Genomic DNA, 17,399 nt, shown 5'->3' with positions numbered 1-17,399 from the left:
TCGAAACGAAGGGATGCGGTTTTTCTTTGTCCTGACAGATTTGGCTCCGCCCTTCAACAGACTTTGCAATCCTAGAATCCGCCACTTTCCTCCGTGTGGAAGCTCCGCACGCCGAGCCACAATCGCGGCGAGCGTTATGAACTGACCTTATCTTGGTAGGTCATGCCGCTTGGTTCCTTGGCATCGATGGACAGGCAGAAGTTCCAACGCTGCTTGTCATTCTGATATGTCCCATGATCGCTGGGCGGGCCCTCCGCGCAACCAGGGCGCTACCGCGCCGACGCCGGAACCAAAACTTCATGGTCAGAACCGTGAAGCATTGCCTGCGGATGAAGTTTTGCCCCGGCGCCGGTCCCCCAAGTTGCACTCCGGCCCCTCAACCCAGCGGGTGGTCCCCTACCAGAACGACGCCCACAACCAACAACCGCAGCAACACAGAGGGTGAAGGGAAACACGGGATCATGGAAAAGCTCACGATCACAACACCATCAGACGTCCTCAGCTTCATCGGACACACCCTGGGCTTCTGGCCACAGGAAAGCCTGGTCTGCATCACCATGAACGAGAACAGCATCGGCGCGACCCTGCGCATCGATCTCCTCCGCCAACCCGGCCAGGAACTCCCCTACGCACACACCGTCGCCCACTACCTCACCAGCGACACCACCGCCACATCCATCATCTTCGCCGTCTACACCAGCGAAACCGCCCACCCCGGACAGGCGAAACCCCATGCCGGGACCATCGCCGCTCTCACAGGAGTCCTCGCCGAACAGGGCATCACCATCCGGGACGGACTCTTCGTCGGAGACGAAACCTTCTCCCCCTACGACGGCGAACCCGGCACCAGCCTCGCCCTGCCCGTCAACTCAACCCAGACCAGCGCCATCAACGCCGAATTCATCTACCGCGGCAGCTTCATCGAACCCAACGACCGCATCACCCTCCCAACCACCAGCCAAGCACAAACGAAAGCGGCCGCCGTCGAACACCACATCGACACCATCGCCTCCCAGACAACCGGCGCCGCACTCAAGCAAGGCCGGAAACTCTGGTCAAACATGCTCGACTCCAACACCTTTCCCAGCGATGATGACTGCCACGCCCTGGTCGCGAACCTGCAGTTCCCCGCGATCCGTGACCGGCTCATCGCAGACATCCACGGGGTCGACGAACCCATGCAGCAGATCCTGTTCGCACAAACCCAAGAGGCACCGAAATGGTCACGCATCGAGTGGGCACAACAACTGCTCCTCCACGCCTACACCCGCAGCAGCCCCCAGCACTCGGCCCCGGTCCTTACGGCCATCGGTTACATCAACTGGTGGGAAGGCAGAGGCAGCAAGGCGCACCAATTCCTCCAACTCGCACTCGACACCGACCCCGCATACCGTCTGGCACGTCTCAGCGACCAAATGATCGGCTCCGGGATCGTCGCCGGCTGGAACATGAACAAAGAAACCGCCTACAAAGCACTGCCCTTCGACACAGCCTGAGCCACGCGACCCCAAACTCTAAGAAGTGATCTGCTCCATCTCGACTGGGCAACGATCCTGCTTCTTCCCCGCTACCGATGTCTTCGGCAGCATGCGGCACACTATTCCAAGCCGAGGCCTCACGGTGTGCCGGAATGAATCTGGTTGACGAAAGATCAATTATCGGCGTTTGAGTGGGACGAGTCGAGGTAGATGACAGAACCAGTCTCATCCTGGGAGGGCCTGACCCGTACCTGACCCGTTGGCTTTCCGTGGTCCGGGCCAGCTGTCCGGGCCCTATCCCTTCAACATAGCTTGATAGGCAGACCAACGAAATTCCGCGCCCTTGGACTAAGGACCCACCGCCTGGAACGGACACAGACGTCGTAGTTCTGCAATGACCCGGTGCATCATGGTGGATTGTGAATACCGGCCGATTTTGCCATCAGTATTCGCAGGCAGGCCCCGATCCTCAGGGGTGACTATTCCTTTCGCGGGTCTTGGCGCGGGGTGTTGCTCTGTCGGGCATCGGGGGCGGGAAGTGGTGCTCCCGGGGCTTCGAGGGTTGTTGACGCTGTTTCCATCCCCAGGTCGGTGTCTGTGCGTGTGCCCCGATCCCTGAAGAGGAGCAGGAAGGCCAGCAGGACTACGGCGGCGATGGCGGCGGGGATGAGCCAGATTGGGCGCCATTCGTGGTTGTCGGGGGTGGCGAAGGTGTCGACGATTGGTCCGGCCAGCAGTGAGCCGATGAGGATGCCGATGCCGTAGGTGGCAAGGGTGATGAGTCCTTGGGCGGCGCTGCGGAACCGGTCGCCGGCGAACTTGTTGGTGTAGATCTGTCCGGCGACGAAGAAGAAGTCGTAGCAGACGCCGTGCAGGAGGATGCCCAGCAGCAGCATCCAGTACATGCCGCCGGTGTCGCCGAAGGCGAAGAAGACGTAGCGCAGCGCCCAGGCGGCCATGCCGATGGCGAGGGTCCATTTCACGCCCAGGCGTTTGAGCAGGAATGGCAGTACCAGCAGGAACAGTACTTCGGAGGCCTGGCCAAGGGACTGGACGGCCGCTGCGGCGTCGACGCCGATTTCGTTGAGGAAGAGGTTGGTGAAGTTGTAGTAGAAGGCCAGCGGGATGCAGATGGCGATGGATGCGATGAAGAAGACCAGGTAGGAGCGGGACTTGAGCAGGCCGAGGGCTTCGAGCCCGAGCATGTCACCGATGCTGGATTTTCCTGCTTTTCCGGTCGGCGGGGTGGCGGGGAGGGTGAAGGCAAACACTCCGAGGAGCAGCGAGGCGATGGCTGCCATTTGGAAGGTCATCGACAGCTGGGCTCCTTGTTCCCAGCCGAGCCATCCGATGGTGACGCCGGCTACGATCCAGCCGATTGTTCCCAGTACACGCACCGCGGGGAATTGTTTCTCGGGGTCCTGCATCTGGCGGAACGAAATTGAGTTCACCAGTGCCAGGGTCGGCATGTACAGGATCATGTAGACCAGGATGACGGGGAAGAACGCGCCGAAGTCGGTCATCGTCGAGGCGAACCACAGCAGGGCGGCCCCGGCGATGTGCAGGATGGCAAGGATCTTTTGGGCCGCGAAGAACTGGTCGGCGATGAGTCCGATGATGAGCGGCGCCAATATGGCTCCGAGGGACTGGGTCAGGTAGGCCAGGCTGATCTGGCTGCCGGAGGCGGCCAGACCCTGACCCAGGAAGGTTCCCATGGTGACGAACCAGGCGCCCCAGACGAAGAACTGCAGGAACATCATTAAGGAGAGCCGCAGTCTGATCCCGACCGCCATGCTCCCGCTGCTTCGGTCTTCTGCCATGACATCTCCTCAGGAAACGATGACTCCGGGTCTCAGACCGCCAATGCGGGCCGACCTGGCCAACGACCCCAGGGGACGCCGCCCAGCTTCCATGAAGGCAACATAGATACGACACCAAACGATGTCAATAGTTCACAGAAACCGAATTACTTCCCCGCATGACGCCAAGGCGGCTCTGGTCACCCCGTTCCGTGGCCGCACAGTAAGCGGGTGCTGATGGTGTTCTTTCCGGTCACCCACCTTCAGCCGATTGGACCCCTGATTTCGCCGATCGCGCCAGCTTGCGCCTTGCAGGCTTGGAACACGGCCGAGGCGACTGTTGAAGGGGATGAGCCCGGGTCTGGATTTCAGTCAGGACTTCCGCCCAGCACGTCCACGTGCACGTGGTCGAGGTGCCGCAGGATCTCGTTGCCGGGCTCAGGGGCGTCGTAGTGATGCCATTGCCGGCTCGAGCTGTGCACGCTCCAAAACCGGTCGTCGAAGATAACGTACTGGATGTCCAGGTCCCCGGTGTGAGCGACAAGCCAGTGGGCAAGTATCCATCCCTGACGCCGGTTTTCCTCGGTCACCGGACGGAAGAAGATGTCGATCGCCCGGCCGTCGTAGTGCGTCGAGTCAGCTCCGTGCCCCTGACCGACGCCACCCGGGGCGAACCCGCCCAGGCTCTGGTCACCGAACACCTCGGTCATGGCCTCGCGCACCTGCTCGGCGCGCGGTGTCAGGCCGGTGACATTCAGCTGTTGTTCCTGCAGGTCATTCGCGGCCGATCCCCGGCAGCTCAGGGTAGGACCAGCGTCTTCGGATGGCCCTTCCGCCAGCCGCTGCAACACCGCCCCGTCGATGCCGGAAGTGTCAGGTGCCTCCATCCCGCGGGCCAGGAGCGCGACCGCGGTCGTTGCCAGCTGCGCCTCGTCACGGTCGAGCCCGACCTCTCCCTCCGAGGTTTCGACCGTGCATTCCGGGGGCGACAGGGCCGGGGTGATCTCGGTGCGCAAGCCACTGAACACGCCGGGCCCGAAGAGCACCGATACTGACGCGAGCACCCCGAGCAGGAGAAGTCCCAAAAGCATCCGAAGCGGGAGGCGCCGGACTCTTTGCGTCTGGTCGCTGGTCAACACGAGTGCAGACGTGAATGCCGCACAGTGATCTCGTAGCGTCTGCTCACTGCCGGGTCAGCTCCACGCTGAGGATGCGGTCGTCGTCGGGCCCGGGCGTACCCCGGCCGTCGGTGTTGTTGGTGACGAACCAGAGCCTCCCGTCCGGAGCCTCCGTGACATCGCGGATGCGGCCGAATTCACCGCTGTGGTAGATGGTTGAGGTGGAGGGGTCGGCTACGGGCACGGCCCTGAGGACCTGTCCGCGCAGGTTGGCGATGAACAGGTTCCCGTCAATGTGTGTCATGCCGCTGGGGCTGGCCTCGGAGGGCTCCCACTGCTGCACGGGGTCGGTGAAGTCCCCTGTGGTGGCTATTCCTTCCACCGTCGGCCAGCCGTAGTTGGCTCCCGTGGTGATGATGTTCAGCTCGTCCCAGGTGTTCTGCCCGAACTCGGTGGCGAACATGGTGCCGTCCTCCGCCCAGGCCAGGCCCTGGGGGTTGCGGTGTCCGTAACTGTAGACGAGCGAATCCGGGAAGGGGTTGTCACCGGGTACGTCGCCGTCGGGGGTCATTCTCAGGATCTTCCCGTTCAGGGAGTCGAGGTCCTGGGAACTGCCGCTCCGGCCCGCATCCCCGATCGTCACGTAGAGCATGCCGTCGGGCCCGAAGGCAATCCGGCCGCCGTCGTGATAGCTCGCCGACGCAATCCCGTCGAGCAGCGTTTCGGGCCGCCCCAGCGCCAGGGACCCGGGTTCTCCGGTGACGTCGAAGCGCTGGAGCCTGTTCCCGTCCCTCCCGGTGGAGTACACGTACAGGCGGCCCTGGCTGTCCACAGCCAGGCCCAGCAGCCCACCTTCCCCAACGCCCGCCACGCCGGGAATGTCTCCAATGGTGCGCGTGGTGCCGTCAGGGCTGAGCTCGAGGATCCGCCCGCTGTCCCGCTCACTGACCAGCGGGGTGCCGTTGCGGAACACCACGGACCAGGGAGCCTCCAGCCCGGTGGCCACGGCCTGGGGCGTGCCCGTCGGCGTGGCATTCCCCGCTGTCGCCGACGCCGACGCCTCGGCTGACGAGGAAGACGGGGCGGGGGAGGGAACAGCCGACGTGACCGGCGGCGGGGATGCCGGCGACGTGGCAGCGCAGGAGGCCAACATTAGGCCCGCTCCGATAGTGACTGCCAACAGGGCTGGCGTGCGGGTGGCTTTCACGGCTGTCTCCTGATGCTTTGAGGATGTATGTTGCAGTGCTGCTGTTGCAGGCGCCGCTTTACTGGCTAGGTGGGCTGTCTAGGTGGGGAATGCTGTGCGGCGTCCGGCAACAGCGATAACGAGGGCGACGGCGGCAAGTCCCACCAGGGCGGCCGGGAGGACGATCCCGTCGAAGCTGCTGATCACCACAGCGCCCGCCACACCTGCGGCGAAGATCGCGAGGTTGAACGCGACGCCGAGCATTGAGTTGGCGACGTCGGCGTTTTCCCCGCTTGCAGCGCTGATGGCTGTCTGCAGCTGTGCTGCCGCGCCGCCGAAGGCGATGCCCCACAGGACGATCGCTGCGAAGACTGCCACCAATGACGCGTGGCCAACGATGAAGATCGCACCGGCCGCGATGAAGGACCCGAGGCTGAGCAGGACCAGGCGTCGAAGGCCCTTGTCGATCACGGCACCGGTGATGGCGATTCCCGCAATGGCGGCCGCACCGAACGTTACGAGCGCAACGTCCACCGAGAGATCAAGGCTTGCCCCGCGGAGATAGGAGCCGATGTAGGTGTACATGATGTTGTGCCCAAGCATCCAGCTGACGATGACGCCGAGGACAACTGCGACTCCCGGGATGGCGAAGACCCGTGCGAGGGGTACTCGTGTCCCGGCGCGTTGGCCGGGCGCGTCCGGGACCAGGAAGACCGCCAGCAGCACGGTGACCACCGTGAGGATTGAGAGCACGCCGAAGGACCAGCGCCAGTCGAAAGTCGTACCCAGCCAGGAGCCGAAAGGCGTCCCCACCGCCAGGCCGACGGGGGTTCCAACTGATGCAACCGACAAGGCGCGGCCAGCCTGGTGCGGAGCCGTGATACGCCGGGCATAGCCGGCAGTCATTCCCCACAGCAGGCCGGAGAATGCACCGGCCAGCAGCCGTGCTCCCAGCGAGAGAACGATGTCGGTTGAGAAAGCCGTAATGAGGTTCGCGGCCAGGAAGCCGAGTATCCCGACAAGGAAAACGGGCTTCCGGCGCAGGCCCCGTGTCAACGCGATTGCGGGCATTGCCGCGATGACTGTTCCCAGGGCGTAGGCACTGACAAACTGCCCTGCGGTGCCCTCGGTGACGGCCAGTCCCGAAGCTATTTGCGGCAACAGGCCGGCGGGCATGGTCTCGGTGGCTATCAGAAGGAATCCCATCAGGGCCATGACCAGCAGGGCCGCCCAGGGAAAGGGCCCGGCCGGGACGGAAGGGTCGCTTGCTGGGGCGGAATCCTTTGCTTCTTCAATGATGCTGTTTTCGCGGGGCAGGGCGTCGATGGGCGCTTGGCGCGCGCCATCCTCAAGGGTTGCTCGAGTCAAAGCGGTTCCGTTCTTGTGTGGAGAATGTTCGGAGTAGCCGTGTCATCCCGCTCAGTTAGCGGGAGCCAGCCTGGCGGAAAAACCGCTTGTTTGGTCCCGGATCGCCGCGAGATTATCGAACAATCCGATCCGCACAATTCCGCGGGAGTACCCGACGCTCTCGTAGTAGAGGACGAGGGCTTGGTCGGGCGCGTAGTAGCCGATGGTCAGTGGTTCTGCGCTGTCGCCGGCGGGCACGCCGTCGAGCGAAAGTGCCTCCGGCAGCTCTGCGATTTTTTCCTGGCCGCCGTAGTCCCTGAAGGAGAGCGTCAAGGGAAGCTGCCCGATCAGGGAGCGTGCAGTTGCGTTGCTGGAAAGGGTGCCTGTCATGGTCTCGCCATCTATGTCGATGGTGATCGGGGTGCTGTCTGCCGGTGAGGACGGTGGCTCAGTGGTGGAGGCCGGGCCGTTCGACGAAGTGTTGCACCCGGCCAGGGGCAACGCGAGCATGATGGTCGCAGCCAGGGCCCGCATGTTTAGGCGCATGGGAGATGGTTCCCCTTTCGGTGAGAATAGTTGTCCATTCCAGCAAAGCAGTTGGCGAAGAAGGGTAGGAGCCCCTGTTGTTACGGGTACTGGGAGGGACCCCTATAGGAGCCAGCCCTCGCCCCGGCCGCCCGTGGCATCGCAGCGGCCTTGGGCGGCAGGCACGGAAAGCAGTCCCGTGTCCTCAGTCGAGAGGTGTCACGAAGGTGCGGAAGTCTTTCCCATCGCTGTAGATGCTCCAAAGAGTTTCGGACAGGGCTGCCGGTTCGTGCGCAGGGTCGCCTCCGCCGATGCCCAGGGGAATGATGAGCTGCGCTACGTGGATTCCTTCCGGTGCCAAGGCGTCATGGAGCATCTGGGCGTACGCGGATTCGGCGGCGAACGCGGCGGAGGTGCCGGCGTAGTTGTGGTTGGGACGGACGGCGCTGGAGCCGTTGATGAACAGGGCGGTTCCGCGCCCAAGGGCACGCATGCCGGGAAGCACCGCATTGATGGCGGCGGCGGCTCCCAGCGCTGAGAACTCAAGCGCCGAACGCAGTTCCTCGGACGTTGTGTCAAGAACAGGACGGAGATATTCCTTGGACGGCACGGGGCTGTACTGGAGAATTCAACAGGCCCCAGGTCCTCGGCTGCCCGGGCAAGGGCGGTGTTGAGCCCTTCCTGGTCACGGACGTCGGCGGCGTAACCGCGGGCGGTGATACCGGCGTCGGCCAGTTCCGCAGCCAAAGCATCGACATGTTCCTGGGTACGGGAGAGCAGGGCAATGTTGAAGCCTTCGTCTCCGAAGCGGCGGGCAGAGGCAAGACCCAGGCCGCGTCCGGCACCGATGATCGCGATCGTAGTATTCATAGTGTTCTCTCTTTCGTGGAAGTACATGGGCTGTTCATCAGCCGTCCGTCCGCGTCCTCTCGGGCGCAGCCTGGACGGCATTTCCGTATTCGCTGGCCGCCCACGAGGCGAGCAGCTGCATCCGTTCAGCGGACGGCGACCCGGGCTCCGCGGTGTAGATCGTGAGAGTTAGTCCCGGTTCGGCGGCCATCTCCAGCCCCTCGAAAGCGAGGCTCATTTCGCCCACGATGGGGTGTTTGAAGGTCTTGAAACCAGTGCCGTGGTGGCGGACGTTGTGCGCACCCCAGCGTCGGCGGAACTCCTCGCTGCGGGTTCCCAGCTCACCAATGAGGTCGTGAAGTTCCTTGTTGTGCGGGTCCCGGCCGGCTTCGGTGCGCAGGATGGAAACGGTCACCTCCGCGAAGGCATCCCAGTCCGGGTAGAACTCGTGGGCACGTTCATCCAGGAACGTGAACCTGGCGATGTTCGGTGGTTGGCCAGGCATCTCGTAGCAGTCCTTGTAGAACGCGCGGGCCAAGGGATTGACCGCCAGCAGATCCATCCGGCCGTTGCGAACGAACGCGGGACCGGCCGTGATGGCATCAAGCGCCCATTGCAGGCTCTGGTGCGGCACGTAGGACTTTGACGTTCGTCGACGCGGCCGCCGGGCAGCCGGGCTGGCAGCGTTGGCGAGGTTGAACAGGTGCGCCCGCTCGGCGTCGTCCAGGCACAAGGCCCTGACGATGCTCTCGAGCACCTGCGGGGAGGCGCCGCTGATCGCGCCGCGCTCCAGTCGGGTGTAATACTCCACGCTCAAACCGGCCAGGGTGGCTACTTCGCTTCGGCGTAAACCCTTTACGCGCCGGTTCTCCCCGGCAGGCAAGCCAACCTGCTCCGGGGAAACCTGGGCGCGCCGCGAGATAAGGAAGTCACGTACTTCCGCTCGATTGTCCATGCCTTCCACGCTAGGCTAACCCCCGGGCAAGAGGGAGTCCCTTTCAGGGCCTCTACCCGGAGGGCCCTCCAGCATGGGCCGAGGGGTTCAAGCCGCCATGACCGGCTTACTAGAACCGGGTCACGTCAGCGCGGTAGCGTTCGCGGGTGAGCCGGTTCCGCCGGTGATGTTCAGCGGTTTGATGCTGAGGAAGGCGTCCCAATTGCCGGTGCTGCGCATGTGCCGGGTGAGGGAGCCGAGCCGCCTATTTCACCAACGGGCATGCCAAGCTTGGCGAGGAGTTCATTTCACTCACCAGCCCGGTGGAGGCAGCTAGCGAAGCCACGCTGAAAGCCGGGGTGCCGGAACTCCGCCGCGCCGCCGGCAGGCTTTCGGAACTGCTCGAGGGCTCCGTCTACTAGGAGGCTGCTGAACAAGGCGGTTGTGGGGCGGGCGGAGCGCCACCAATGGCCGTCTAGCGGCGTGTTCAGGTCAGCACCCTTGGGTGCGATAACGGGGTCGTTCCGCCCGGAGCCAACAACTCCCCGGCCAGCGCCTCCACATCCAAATACCCGCGTTGCGCGTCCTCGCGTCCCTGCATAAGACCAGTCTTAATTAACAACCCCACGAGTCCCGCCGACGCGCTGGACCCGCGAATATTTCAGCAGTCTCTAAGGGGGGTCCACCCACGGGTGTGGACAGGACACTCGCCTGTTGTGGGTGCCGTGCGCTGCCCTTGGCCGCCACGGATTACCCGGACAGCCCACCGCAGCCGCCTCCGGAAGATGATCAGGCCCAGCACGGCAATAGCCGCAGTCTCGGGCCATTTGGGGGCTGGCCAGTTGTCCGGCGCAGGTGGGTATCCGCCCCGGGACAGGCTGGCGTCCCGCTCAAAGTGGTTGCGTGACTCGGGAAAGAGTGCGTCGTCGACAAAGTAGGCTGCGGGGAAGGCCAAGTTGCCCGCCAGGAAGTTGGCGACAGCCCACTGGTCCACGTGCCGCGACTCGTGAAGTCCCAGCTCCTCCTCATCGTCCCTGGCTTGCGAAATGTTCGGCCCATACCTGATGTACAGCCGCTCCCCCTCGGTCCCGTACCCGTTGATGCTCAAGGGTCCGGCCTGTGTTTCCCCGGGGGGCATCCAGGCAACGAACACGTCCCCCAAGACCGTTCCGCCGCCACTTGTCCGGGGAGGTGGCCAGAACATGACCAGCAGCGGCGGTCCGGAACATGACTCCATCCCCATCACCCCGCCGGCCAAAACGCCGACCCCGCTGATGGGAGCAACCAGGAAGTTGCGGATAATACTCCATGGGGCAGGCGGAGAGATCTCCAGGTACGGCTCCGGTTGCACTTGCCCGTCCGGGGTGATGTGGCTGTGGCAGATGACCTGCGGTGTAACCGTCTCGATGGTGCGGGCAGCAGCTCCGGCAAGGAGCAGCGCCGCGGCCAGGAAGACCGTCACGTTGCGCATCCTCAGGTGAGTTCCACAGGTTCGGCACGTGGCGGCCCGCCGCAACCGACGCACCCGGAGCCGGGGCAAGGACCACACCAGGCCGGCCACGCCGAAGCATATGCCGCACGCCACAGCACGCAGCAGCGGACGGGCGCTCCTGGTGGAGCGGGCCACTGGTCGCGCCATAGGGGTCACCTCACGTGTTCCGGCGCCGCAACCATAACCGCAAACCATAACGTCCGTCCATGGTTGCCGCCGCACCCGAAGGCGGCAACCATGAACGGCCCGAAGTACCGGATTCTGAGACTGGCAACCCGGTGAAGGGGGCCTGCCAAGGGACTGCGCGGGCCCCCTGCCTTCCTAGAGCTGGGTGCGGAAGAATTCCGTGAGCTTGTCAAAGGGGATCAGGCCCACGCGGTCGTAGAGGTCCACGTGGCCGGCACCGGGAACCCAGAAGAGTTCCTTCGGTCCGGTGGCGAGCCGGTAGGCCTCTTCGCTGAACTCCCGTGAGTGTGCCTGGTCACCGGTGATGAACAGCAGAGGCCTCGGTGAGATCAGGTCCAGGTCGTTGAACGGGTGGAAGTTCATGAACTTGGTGTTGGTTGCCAGGGCCGGGTGCGTGGTGGTGTTGGGGTGGTAGCCGCGGGCGGTCCGATAGAAGTCGTAGAACTCGCGATCCACCGCAGTTGAGTCGGCCGTCAGCCCTTCCGGCGTGCCGCCGGTGTACTCGATCGCGCCGCCGGCGAACTCGACGTCACGCTGGGCAGCGGCCGCGGTGATGAAGGCCTTGCGCTGTTCCAGAGTCACGGATTTCCGCAGGCCGTCGCGGTTCGCGGCGCCCATGTCGTACATGCTCACCGTTGCGATCGCCTTGATCCGCGGGTCAATCTTTGCCGCGCTGAGGACGAAGCTGCCGCTGCCGCAGATACCGATGGCCCCGACGCGTTCCTTGTCAACGAAGGCCTGCGCGCGCAGGTAGTCGACGGCGGCGCTGAAGTCTTCGGCGTAGATGTCAGGGGAGACCGAGTTGCCGGGCTTGCCGGCGCTCTCACCCCAGAACGAAAGGTCGAAGGAAAGGGTCACGTAGCCCTGTTCGGCCATCTTGGTGGCGTAGAGGTTGGCGCTCTGTTCCTTCACGGCGCCCATGGGGTGGCCTACCACCAGTGCCGGGTGGGTGGTCCCCCGGTTCAGGTTGTTGGGGACGAACAGGTTGCCGACGACCTTCATCTCGTACTTGTTCTTGAACGAGATCTTCTTCACCGTGACCTGGTCGCTGGTGTAGAAATTGTCAGCCCCGTTGGACGTGTCCCCCGGTTCCAGGTCGTTGCGGGAAGCAGCCGGGACGGCGAAAGCCGGTCCCGATCCTGCCAGCCCCGCAGCGCTGGCGAGCCCAATGGCCGCCGCGCCTGCGCCGGTCAGCTTGATGATGTTCCGGCGCGACACCCCCTCCGCCCGAAGCCCCTTCGTTGTATTGTGATTTGCGTTGTCCGTGCTCATCGTATTCATCCTCGTGATCGTCGGTTCCGTGTCTTGATGGACTTCGTCGTCCTTTCGAGCAGACCACGGCCGGAACGGTCAGCGGGAGTCCCTGCTAAGACGGGTTCTGGCAGAGCCCCCATGGGGTGGAAACAAGAGTGGTGTTCGGTTCGCGGACGGCGCAGCGGCCACCCGGCATGTGGGCACCTGAATTGACGCGCAATACGTGAATACGTTTCCTTTGGCCCGTTTTCCTGCACGGGAGGGATTGCACCCTCCACGACAACTTGGGACCCCCGCGGTGATGACAGGTCAAGGAGTGTCAGCCACGAAGCGTGCCGGTACTGGAAGCCTGGGTCTCGGTCGGGCCTCGAGCAGCTGCTCGTCGAAGGAAAGGTCCTTGCGAATTGACCCTTCCGGCTGGGGCATCGAGATTCCTGCAGCCTGAGTTCGCTTTGCCAATACAGACACTAAAGGGGCTGCGACGGAAGGCGCGGTCCCTTCGGTGATGGCAGCGACGCGGCGCACCCATCCCCACCAAGCAGTGGGGTATGTGTGACGTGGTGAGTTCGTTGAACTAGGGCCTGGGGTGAAAGTAGTCACCACGAGTTGGATGGACGACTTGTCCGTTATCGGCGGACATGTAGGACCAGTTCAAACAGATGAGAGAACCCGTCCAGAGGCGTCTTTCCGCGCCAGCGGAACCAAACAAGTGCTGTAGAGGGAGGAATGGGTCCTTCCCGGCGCTGTCTACCTGACACGTCTGTGGAACCCCCGCCGATCGCCGCAGCGGGAGTCCCTCTTGGTACCCCTCACGACAGGGACTCCCGCACCGTCAATTCTCCGTGTTGCATCGATGGAGTACTGCTTGGACCGACCCGGAAAGCCTCCACGATGCGACTGCCCAGAACAGCCGCGCGGCGCTGCGATTGCGCTGGCGCTGCTCCTCGCCGGATGCAGCAATGCGCCCACCGCCGACAGCCCGACTCCCCTGCAGACCCAGGGCGTCGCCGACCGGAGCGCCGAGCACAGCTCCCTCCTCCGGCGCATCGGAGTCCCCGTCCGCGGACCCGGGAGTCATGGGCACCGTCGTGCACTTCACAGCCGACGACACACTCGTCGGGGTCGTCATCGACGAGGACAACCCCACAACCCGCTCGTTCCTCGCGATGCTGCCGATGACACTGAAGTCCGACTACGGAGGCAAGGAGAAGGACGCCACCCCGACCGGGAAGTGGGACTTCACCGACGCCGAGGGCCTGAACCCGAAGGTCGGGGATCTCTTCTCCTACAAGCCGCGGGACAACCTCGGATTCTTCTACAGCACCGAAGGGAACACCCTTCTCGATCGACCTGACCAAGATCGGCGAGACCGAGGACATCGACCAGATCGAGCTGCTGGACGGGCAGCAGGTCACCATCGCCGTCGCCGTCGCCGGCTAAACGAAGGAAACGACGAGAATGACGCTCATTACGACACCCCTGACCAGACGCGGCCTCCTGCTCACCGGAGCGGCGCTTGGCGCGGGGATTTTGGCAGGCTGCACCAGCGCTCCCCCACAGGCCGCCTCGACGCCTGCGCCGACGGGTCCCGCGCCAAGTCGCACCGAGACCTCCGGAAGCGTCATCCAGGCCCAGGGCGGCCTGTACGGCGTCGGCGTGTACAACACCCAGCAGGTCGGCGACGAGCTGATGTGGATCGACGAGAACGTCCATCCGGTCGACGGCGACACGAAGCGCATCCTCATCACCGGCTCCACCGCCGGTGCCGGGCAGCTCGCCGCGGCCCATCTCCTCAAGCGCGGCCACACGGTCGTCGCGCACTCCCGGAACGAGCAGCGCGCCGCCGACGTGCGCCGCGACCTGCCGGGCCTCGAGGATGTGGTGTTCGGCGATCTGCTCGACCTCGACCAGTCAAGAGCGCTGGCCGAGCAGATCAACGCCCTCGGTGAGTTCGACCTCATCGTCCACAACGCCGGCGAGTACGGGCTCCCGGACTCCGACCTGCTCAACTCCAACTCCCTCGCGCCGTACCTCCTCACCGCGCTGGTGACCCCGCCACGGCAGCTGAGCTACTACCTCTCTTCGGACCTGCACCTCGGCGGGGACCTGAAGCTCGACGAGGTGCGCTCGGGCGGCGGTATCAGCTACGGCGACAGCAAGCTGCACATGGCGATGATTGCGACCGCCGCGGCCCGCCTGTGGCCGGACCGGCAGGTCAACGCCGTCGCACCCGGCTGGATCCCCACCCGGATGGGCTTCCACAACGGCAACACCAGCACCCCCGACAGCCTGCGCGACGGCTACATGACCCAGGTCTGGCTGGCTGAGGGCATCGAGCCCGGCAGCGACGTCACCGGCGAGTTCCTCTTCCACCAGCAGGTCGAGACCCGTGTGAACGAGCTCGTGCACGACGCCCAGGCGCAGGACCGGCTGCTGGCCGCCTACGCCGAGCAGACCGGCGTCGCGTTCCCCGCAGAAAGCTGAACTCCGACCCCAGGCTCGCCAAACGAGAGCCACACCGCCCACAGAGAGGATCGACGACTTTGAGCGTCTCCACACACACCGACCGACCACCCCGCCGCGGCCTTCTGGCCACGGCGGCTGTCCTCGCCGCGGCAGCCATTGCGCTGCTCCCGGCATCACCGGCCGCCGCGCACCACGGCTGGGACGGCTTCGAGACCAACGACCTCGTCTACATCGCCGGCACGGTCTCGTCCGAGGGGAGCTGGGGCGATCCGCATTCGCTTTTCGAAGTGACACTGGATGCCCAGCTCCCGGCGAGCACGCCCGATCTGACGATCCCCGAGGAGCTGTCGGGCCCGGAGGACAGCGTCCGGGTCGAAGCCGCTCTCGCGTATGACGGCGCCCACGACGAGCTCGAGGTCATCATCGCTCCGCCGTGGTGGTCGAGCAGCAACGGCTTGGACCGCTCCCTGGAGGTCGGAGAGCGCTTCCAGGGCGTCGGATACATCAACAGCACCGACGACGGCCTCTTCCGTCCGGTAGCGTTCTGGTACGGAGACGACCATGCGCCCGTCAACCAGGTGATCGGCGATACGCTCCCGGTCAGGGCACCGCTACCGGGCGGTGCCCAGGCAGGCGACGAGCCTGCCGCCGCGCCGTCCGCGGCAGAGGATCCCGTGGAGATGGACCCTCCGGCAGAGAATGCCGACATCGTCGATGACAGCGGCTCAGAGACGCGGGTCGTCTGGGCGGTGTTTGGTGCTGCCGTCGTCGTCGCCGTCGTGGGCGGAGTCTTCTACGTGCGCCGCCGCACCCGCCAGGACGAACGGAGCCCGGATGCCTGAACGGCTTGAACCGATCCTGCGCTGGCTGCAGGATTCCGCGCTCGGTGATGCCGTGCGCTCCACTCCCTTCATGTATCCGACGCTCGAGAGCCTCCACATCCTCGGGATCGCCGTGCTCGTCGGTCCGGCCTTCGCCTTCGACCTCCGGGGGCTGGGCGTCGGGCATCGGCTGATACCCGTCACGAGGGCCGCACGCTATCTCCTGCCCGTCTCCCACCTCGGACTGGCCATCGCCGTCGTCACCGGCATCCTGCTGTTCAGCGCGCAGGCCGTCGGCGTCGCCGGCTCCGGTGCTGCACCGTGGAAGCTCGGACTCCTGCTCCTGGCCGGGGTGAACGTCCTCGTGTTCCACCGCGGCGTCCACCGTCGAGTCGACGAATGGGCGGACGCCGACGCGACACCGATCGCAGCACGCATCTCGGCGGTCGTATCGATGACGACGTGGACGGGTGTGATCTTCGCAGGGCGGTTCCTGGCCTACGTCTGATGGTTCGTTACCCCTACCGATCGGTACTCCCACGCACGCGGAGAGCGTGGTGTCGTCCAGGCCGCAGGGGCCGCGCCAGCGTCCACGAAACCCCCTGAAAAGACTCTTGCCCCGGAAGTCCGAGTCGTGGCCCGAATGGACACCGGGGCGTCAGGCGGACGAGGCAATCGGAGCCACACCCGCAGTTCAAACCCCTCACGAGGCTGCAGCGGTCGATGAGCTGGACCGGTCCTCCCCCGATCGGGCGCCTCGCGCGCGTCGAAGAGAGCGAAAGGCCTCGAAGCTCGTTCGGCACGGGCGGTTGGAGTACACCCAAAGCTGACACACGGCTCCTTGTCTGGCCCTCGGAACAATCGGAATTGATCTACGTTGGAACGAGAAGTCCGGTCCGGCCACCCACAGCCCGGGACAATTCTCACAGTCTATCCACCGCTACCACGGCCCGGGAGCTCCCCCAACGGCTCCTTCTTCCAGCCGTGGATAACCCGAATTGACCCCAGCCATAGACAGTAGAGTTCGTGTCACCTGAGCGTCGGCGGAGTGTTGAGGAATCAGGAGTCCGTCTTGGCAGGTTGACGGAATCTTCATTATCGGCGTTCATGAATGCGCGGGGGAGCGGCCGGGAAAAGGGGCCGCTCCTGGCCCCAGGCCGGGTCGTTTCGTCGCTGCAAGTTCCTGGATCAGAACTGGGCAGCCTGGGCCCGGTCGTTGAAAGCGAAGCGGCCGCCCACTCAGCCTAGGCGCACAGCAGGCCTCAGGTGGAAGTAACTGGGAGAACCCACCCAGGTCACCGCGGGCTGCCCTTCGACCTCGACTCGGATGTGTCCTTCCCGGCGGTCCGGCACCACGCCGCAGTCGCAGTCTTCATCGCCCCGGTCCTTGCAGCTGTGGGCCTCACCGGTGTCCCGTTCGTTCCCGCCGACGTCGTCGCCCTGACCCCCGCGGCCTTCAGCTTCGTTATCCCTGTACTGCTCGGCCTCGCCGTGATCTTCGGTATCGCAGCCGCCGCAGCCTTCACCGGAAAACTCATCGCTCCGGAGACAAAGCTCCGTACCGCACTGGAAACCAGGAGTACACCGACTCGAAAGGCCACCGCGTCACCCGCAGCGAGCTGGCCAAACTCCAGAGCGAGCTTTGGGAAGCCCAGCGCAAGCTTCAGAACCGGATGGCGAAGCTCATGGCACCCGGGGCTGGCCGTGGCAAGACGACAGCAGCGTCAAACCGGGGCAGCTTCGCTTCCCGCCGCCACGCCGAACCGACGTTCCGGCTCTGACACGCCCTACGGGGTGGCGGCGAGCAGGAGTCTGGCCGGAAGGCAGCGCGGGGCCGCCTGACCCTATACCGCAGCGGTGGTTACAGCGGGCACCCGGAAGAGATGCTTGAAGACATCGAGTTCGCTGAGAAGACCGTGCAGCGATTGCGGGAAACCGAAGCTG

General features: G+C 64.7%; 15 protein-coding genes and 4 pseudogenes. 8 read left to right on the top strand and 11 right to left on the bottom strand.

What is annotated here, in order from left to right; translation table 11 throughout:
- Positions 1-461: 461 nt before the first annotated feature.
- On the top strand, positions 462-1,496 hold the full coding sequence (locus tag CXQ88_RS12185) for a DUF4192 domain-containing protein (protein ID WP_104044424.1): 1,035 nt from the start codon (positions 462-464) through the stop codon (positions 1,494-1,496).
- A 461-nt stretch (positions 1,497-1,957) separates the two neighbouring features.
- Here the strand turns inward: CXQ88_RS12185 and CXQ88_RS12180 are convergent, their stop codons facing one another.
- The 3 genes from CXQ88_RS12180 to CXQ88_RS12170 all read right to left on the bottom strand — a co-directional run bounded on the left by CXQ88_RS12180 (position 1,958) and on the right by CXQ88_RS12170 (position 5,401).
- Entirely contained in the window at positions 1,958-3,298 is a 1,341-nt protein-coding gene (locus CXQ88_RS12180; protein WP_258061840.1) for a nucleoside permease, read from the bottom strand.
- Between the two features lie 347 nt (positions 3,299-3,645).
- Positions 3,646-4,416, bottom strand: a complete 771-nt coding sequence (locus CXQ88_RS12175; protein WP_258061839.1) for a hypothetical protein — start codon at positions 4,414-4,416, stop codon at positions 3,646-3,648.
- Positions 4,417-4,459: 43 nt separating this feature from the next.
- The gene (locus CXQ88_RS12170) at positions 4,460-5,401 is read right to left on the bottom strand and encodes a PQQ-dependent sugar dehydrogenase (RefSeq protein WP_306736808.1); all 942 of its coding nucleotides are present in this window, start codon (positions 5,399-5,401) and stop codon (positions 4,460-4,462) included.
- On the opposite strand from CXQ88_RS12170, the gene CXQ88_RS22610 reads away from it, so the two are divergent.
- Positions 5,394-5,615, top strand: coding sequence for a hypothetical protein (locus CXQ88_RS22610; protein WP_306736806.1), 222 nt, complete (start codon positions 5,394-5,396; stop codon positions 5,613-5,615). The genes CXQ88_RS12170 and CXQ88_RS22610 overlap by 8 nt on opposite strands.
- A 65-nt stretch (positions 5,616-5,680) precedes the next feature.
- Here CXQ88_RS22610 and CXQ88_RS12165 read toward each other — a convergent pair whose 3' ends face one another.
- The 6 genes and pseudogenes from CXQ88_RS12165 to CXQ88_RS22685 form a co-directional block, all read right to left on the bottom strand.
- The gene (locus CXQ88_RS12165) at positions 5,681-6,949 is read right to left on the bottom strand and encodes an MFS transporter (protein ID WP_258061838.1); all 1,269 of its coding nucleotides are present in this window, start codon (positions 6,947-6,949) and stop codon (positions 5,681-5,683) included.
- A 51-nt stretch (positions 6,950-7,000) separates the two neighbouring features.
- Complete coding sequence (locus CXQ88_RS12160; RefSeq protein WP_146069200.1) at positions 7,001-7,474, bottom strand: cyclophilin-like fold protein; 474 nt, start codon at positions 7,472-7,474, stop codon at positions 7,001-7,003.
- 184 nt (positions 7,475-7,658) lie between these two features.
- Positions 7,659-8,063 carry a hypothetical protein gene (locus CXQ88_RS22355; RefSeq protein ID WP_258061845.1) on the bottom strand — a complete coding sequence of 135 codons (405 nt, stop codon included), beginning with the start codon at positions 8,061-8,063 and terminating at the stop codon, positions 7,659-7,661.
- A gap of 74 nt (positions 8,064-8,137) precedes the next feature.
- Positions 8,138-8,323, bottom strand: a pseudogene (locus CXQ88_RS22350) (SDR family NAD(P)-dependent oxidoreductase); the annotation flags it as partial.
- A gap of 37 nt (positions 8,324-8,360) precedes the next feature.
- Positions 8,361-9,257: a helix-turn-helix transcriptional regulator gene (locus tag CXQ88_RS12150; RefSeq protein WP_104044421.1), complete on the bottom strand. Its 897-nt coding sequence runs from the start codon at positions 9,255-9,257 to the stop codon at positions 8,361-8,363.
- Positions 9,258-9,377: 120 nt separating this feature from the next.
- Positions 9,378-9,541 (bottom strand): annotated as a pseudogene (locus tag CXQ88_RS22685) (cyclase family protein); the annotation flags it as partial.
- On the opposite strand from CXQ88_RS22685, the pseudogene CXQ88_RS22605 reads away from it, so the two are divergent.
- Positions 9,536-9,658 (top strand): annotated as a pseudogene (locus CXQ88_RS22605) (IclR family transcriptional regulator); the annotation flags it as partial. The pseudogenes CXQ88_RS22685 and CXQ88_RS22605 sit on opposite strands and share 6 nt — an antisense overlap.
- Positions 9,659-9,897: 239 nt before the next feature.
- On the opposite strand, the gene CXQ88_RS12140 reads toward CXQ88_RS22605, so the two are convergent.
- Complete coding sequence (locus tag CXQ88_RS12140; RefSeq protein WP_146069199.1) at positions 9,898-10,698, bottom strand: hypothetical protein; 801 nt, start codon at positions 10,696-10,698, stop codon at positions 9,898-9,900.
- Between the two features lie 351 nt (positions 10,699-11,049).
- Positions 11,050-12,186 carry an alpha/beta hydrolase gene (locus CXQ88_RS12135; protein ID WP_219816321.1) on the bottom strand — a complete coding sequence of 379 codons (1,137 nt, stop codon included), beginning with the start codon at positions 12,184-12,186 and terminating at the stop codon, positions 11,050-11,052.
- Positions 12,187-13,127: 941 nt separating this feature from the next.
- Here CXQ88_RS12135 and CXQ88_RS22600 point away from each other — a divergent pair.
- From CXQ88_RS22600 to CXQ88_RS21800, 5 genes and pseudogenes are all read left to right on the top strand, one after another.
- A pseudogene (locus CXQ88_RS22600) lies at positions 13,128-13,439 on the top strand (cyclophilin-like fold protein); the annotation flags it as partial.
- Positions 13,440-13,626: 187 nt separating this feature from the next.
- Positions 13,627-14,652, top strand: coding sequence for an SDR family NAD(P)-dependent oxidoreductase (locus tag CXQ88_RS12125; RefSeq protein WP_219816320.1), 1,026 nt, complete (start codon positions 13,627-13,629; stop codon positions 14,650-14,652).
- 59 nt (positions 14,653-14,711) lie between these two features.
- Positions 14,712-15,476 carry a hypothetical protein gene (locus tag CXQ88_RS12120; protein WP_219816319.1) on the top strand — a complete coding sequence of 255 codons (765 nt, stop codon included), beginning with the start codon at positions 14,712-14,714 and terminating at the stop codon, positions 15,474-15,476.
- On the top strand, positions 15,469-15,963 hold the full coding sequence (locus CXQ88_RS12115; RefSeq protein WP_104044419.1) for a DUF6644 family protein: 495 nt from the start codon (positions 15,469-15,471) through the stop codon (positions 15,961-15,963). The genes CXQ88_RS12120 and CXQ88_RS12115 overlap by 8 nt, the downstream gene beginning before the upstream one ends.
- Before the next feature lie 758 nt (positions 15,964-16,721).
- On the top strand, positions 16,722-17,297 hold the full coding sequence (locus CXQ88_RS21800) for a hypothetical protein (protein WP_181037495.1): 576 nt from the start codon (positions 16,722-16,724) through the stop codon (positions 17,295-17,297).
- The last annotated feature ends 102 nt before the right edge of the window (positions 17,298-17,399 follow it).

The sequence above is a fragment of the Arthrobacter sp. ZGTC412 genome (assembly GCF_002929215.1).
GTDB lineage: Bacteria > Actinomycetota > Actinomycetes > Actinomycetales > Micrococcaceae > Arthrobacter.
Note: the sequence above shows the minus strand (reverse complement) of the source record. Positions and strands in the feature narration are given on the sequence as shown.

Excerpts from the sequence above, each read along its gene's own strand:
- CXQ88_RS12115 (WP_104044419.1), top strand. The coding sequence starts at position 15,469 with ATGCCTGAACGGCTTGAACCGATCCTGCGCTGGCTGCAGGATTCCGCG.
- CXQ88_RS12160 (WP_146069200.1), bottom strand. The coding sequence starts at position 7,474 with ATGCGCCTAAACATGCGGGCCCTGGCTGCGACCATCATGCTCGCGTTG.
- CXQ88_RS12135 (WP_219816321.1), bottom strand. The coding sequence starts at position 12,186 with ATGAGCACGGACAACGCAAATCACAATACAACGAAGGGGCTTCGGGCG.
- CXQ88_RS12185 (WP_104044424.1), top strand. The coding sequence starts at position 462 with ATGGAAAAGCTCACGATCACAACACCATCAGACGTCCTCAGCTTCATC.
- CXQ88_RS12180 (WP_258061840.1), bottom strand. The coding sequence starts at position 3,298 with ATGGCAGAAGACCGAAGCAGCGGGAGCATGGCGGTCGGGATCAGACTG.
- CXQ88_RS12150 (WP_104044421.1), bottom strand. The coding sequence starts at position 9,257 with ATGGACAATCGAGCGGAAGTACGTGACTTCCTTATCTCGCGGCGCGCC.
- CXQ88_RS12125 (WP_219816320.1), top strand. The coding sequence starts at position 13,627 with ATGACGCTCATTACGACACCCCTGACCAGACGCGGCCTCCTGCTCACC.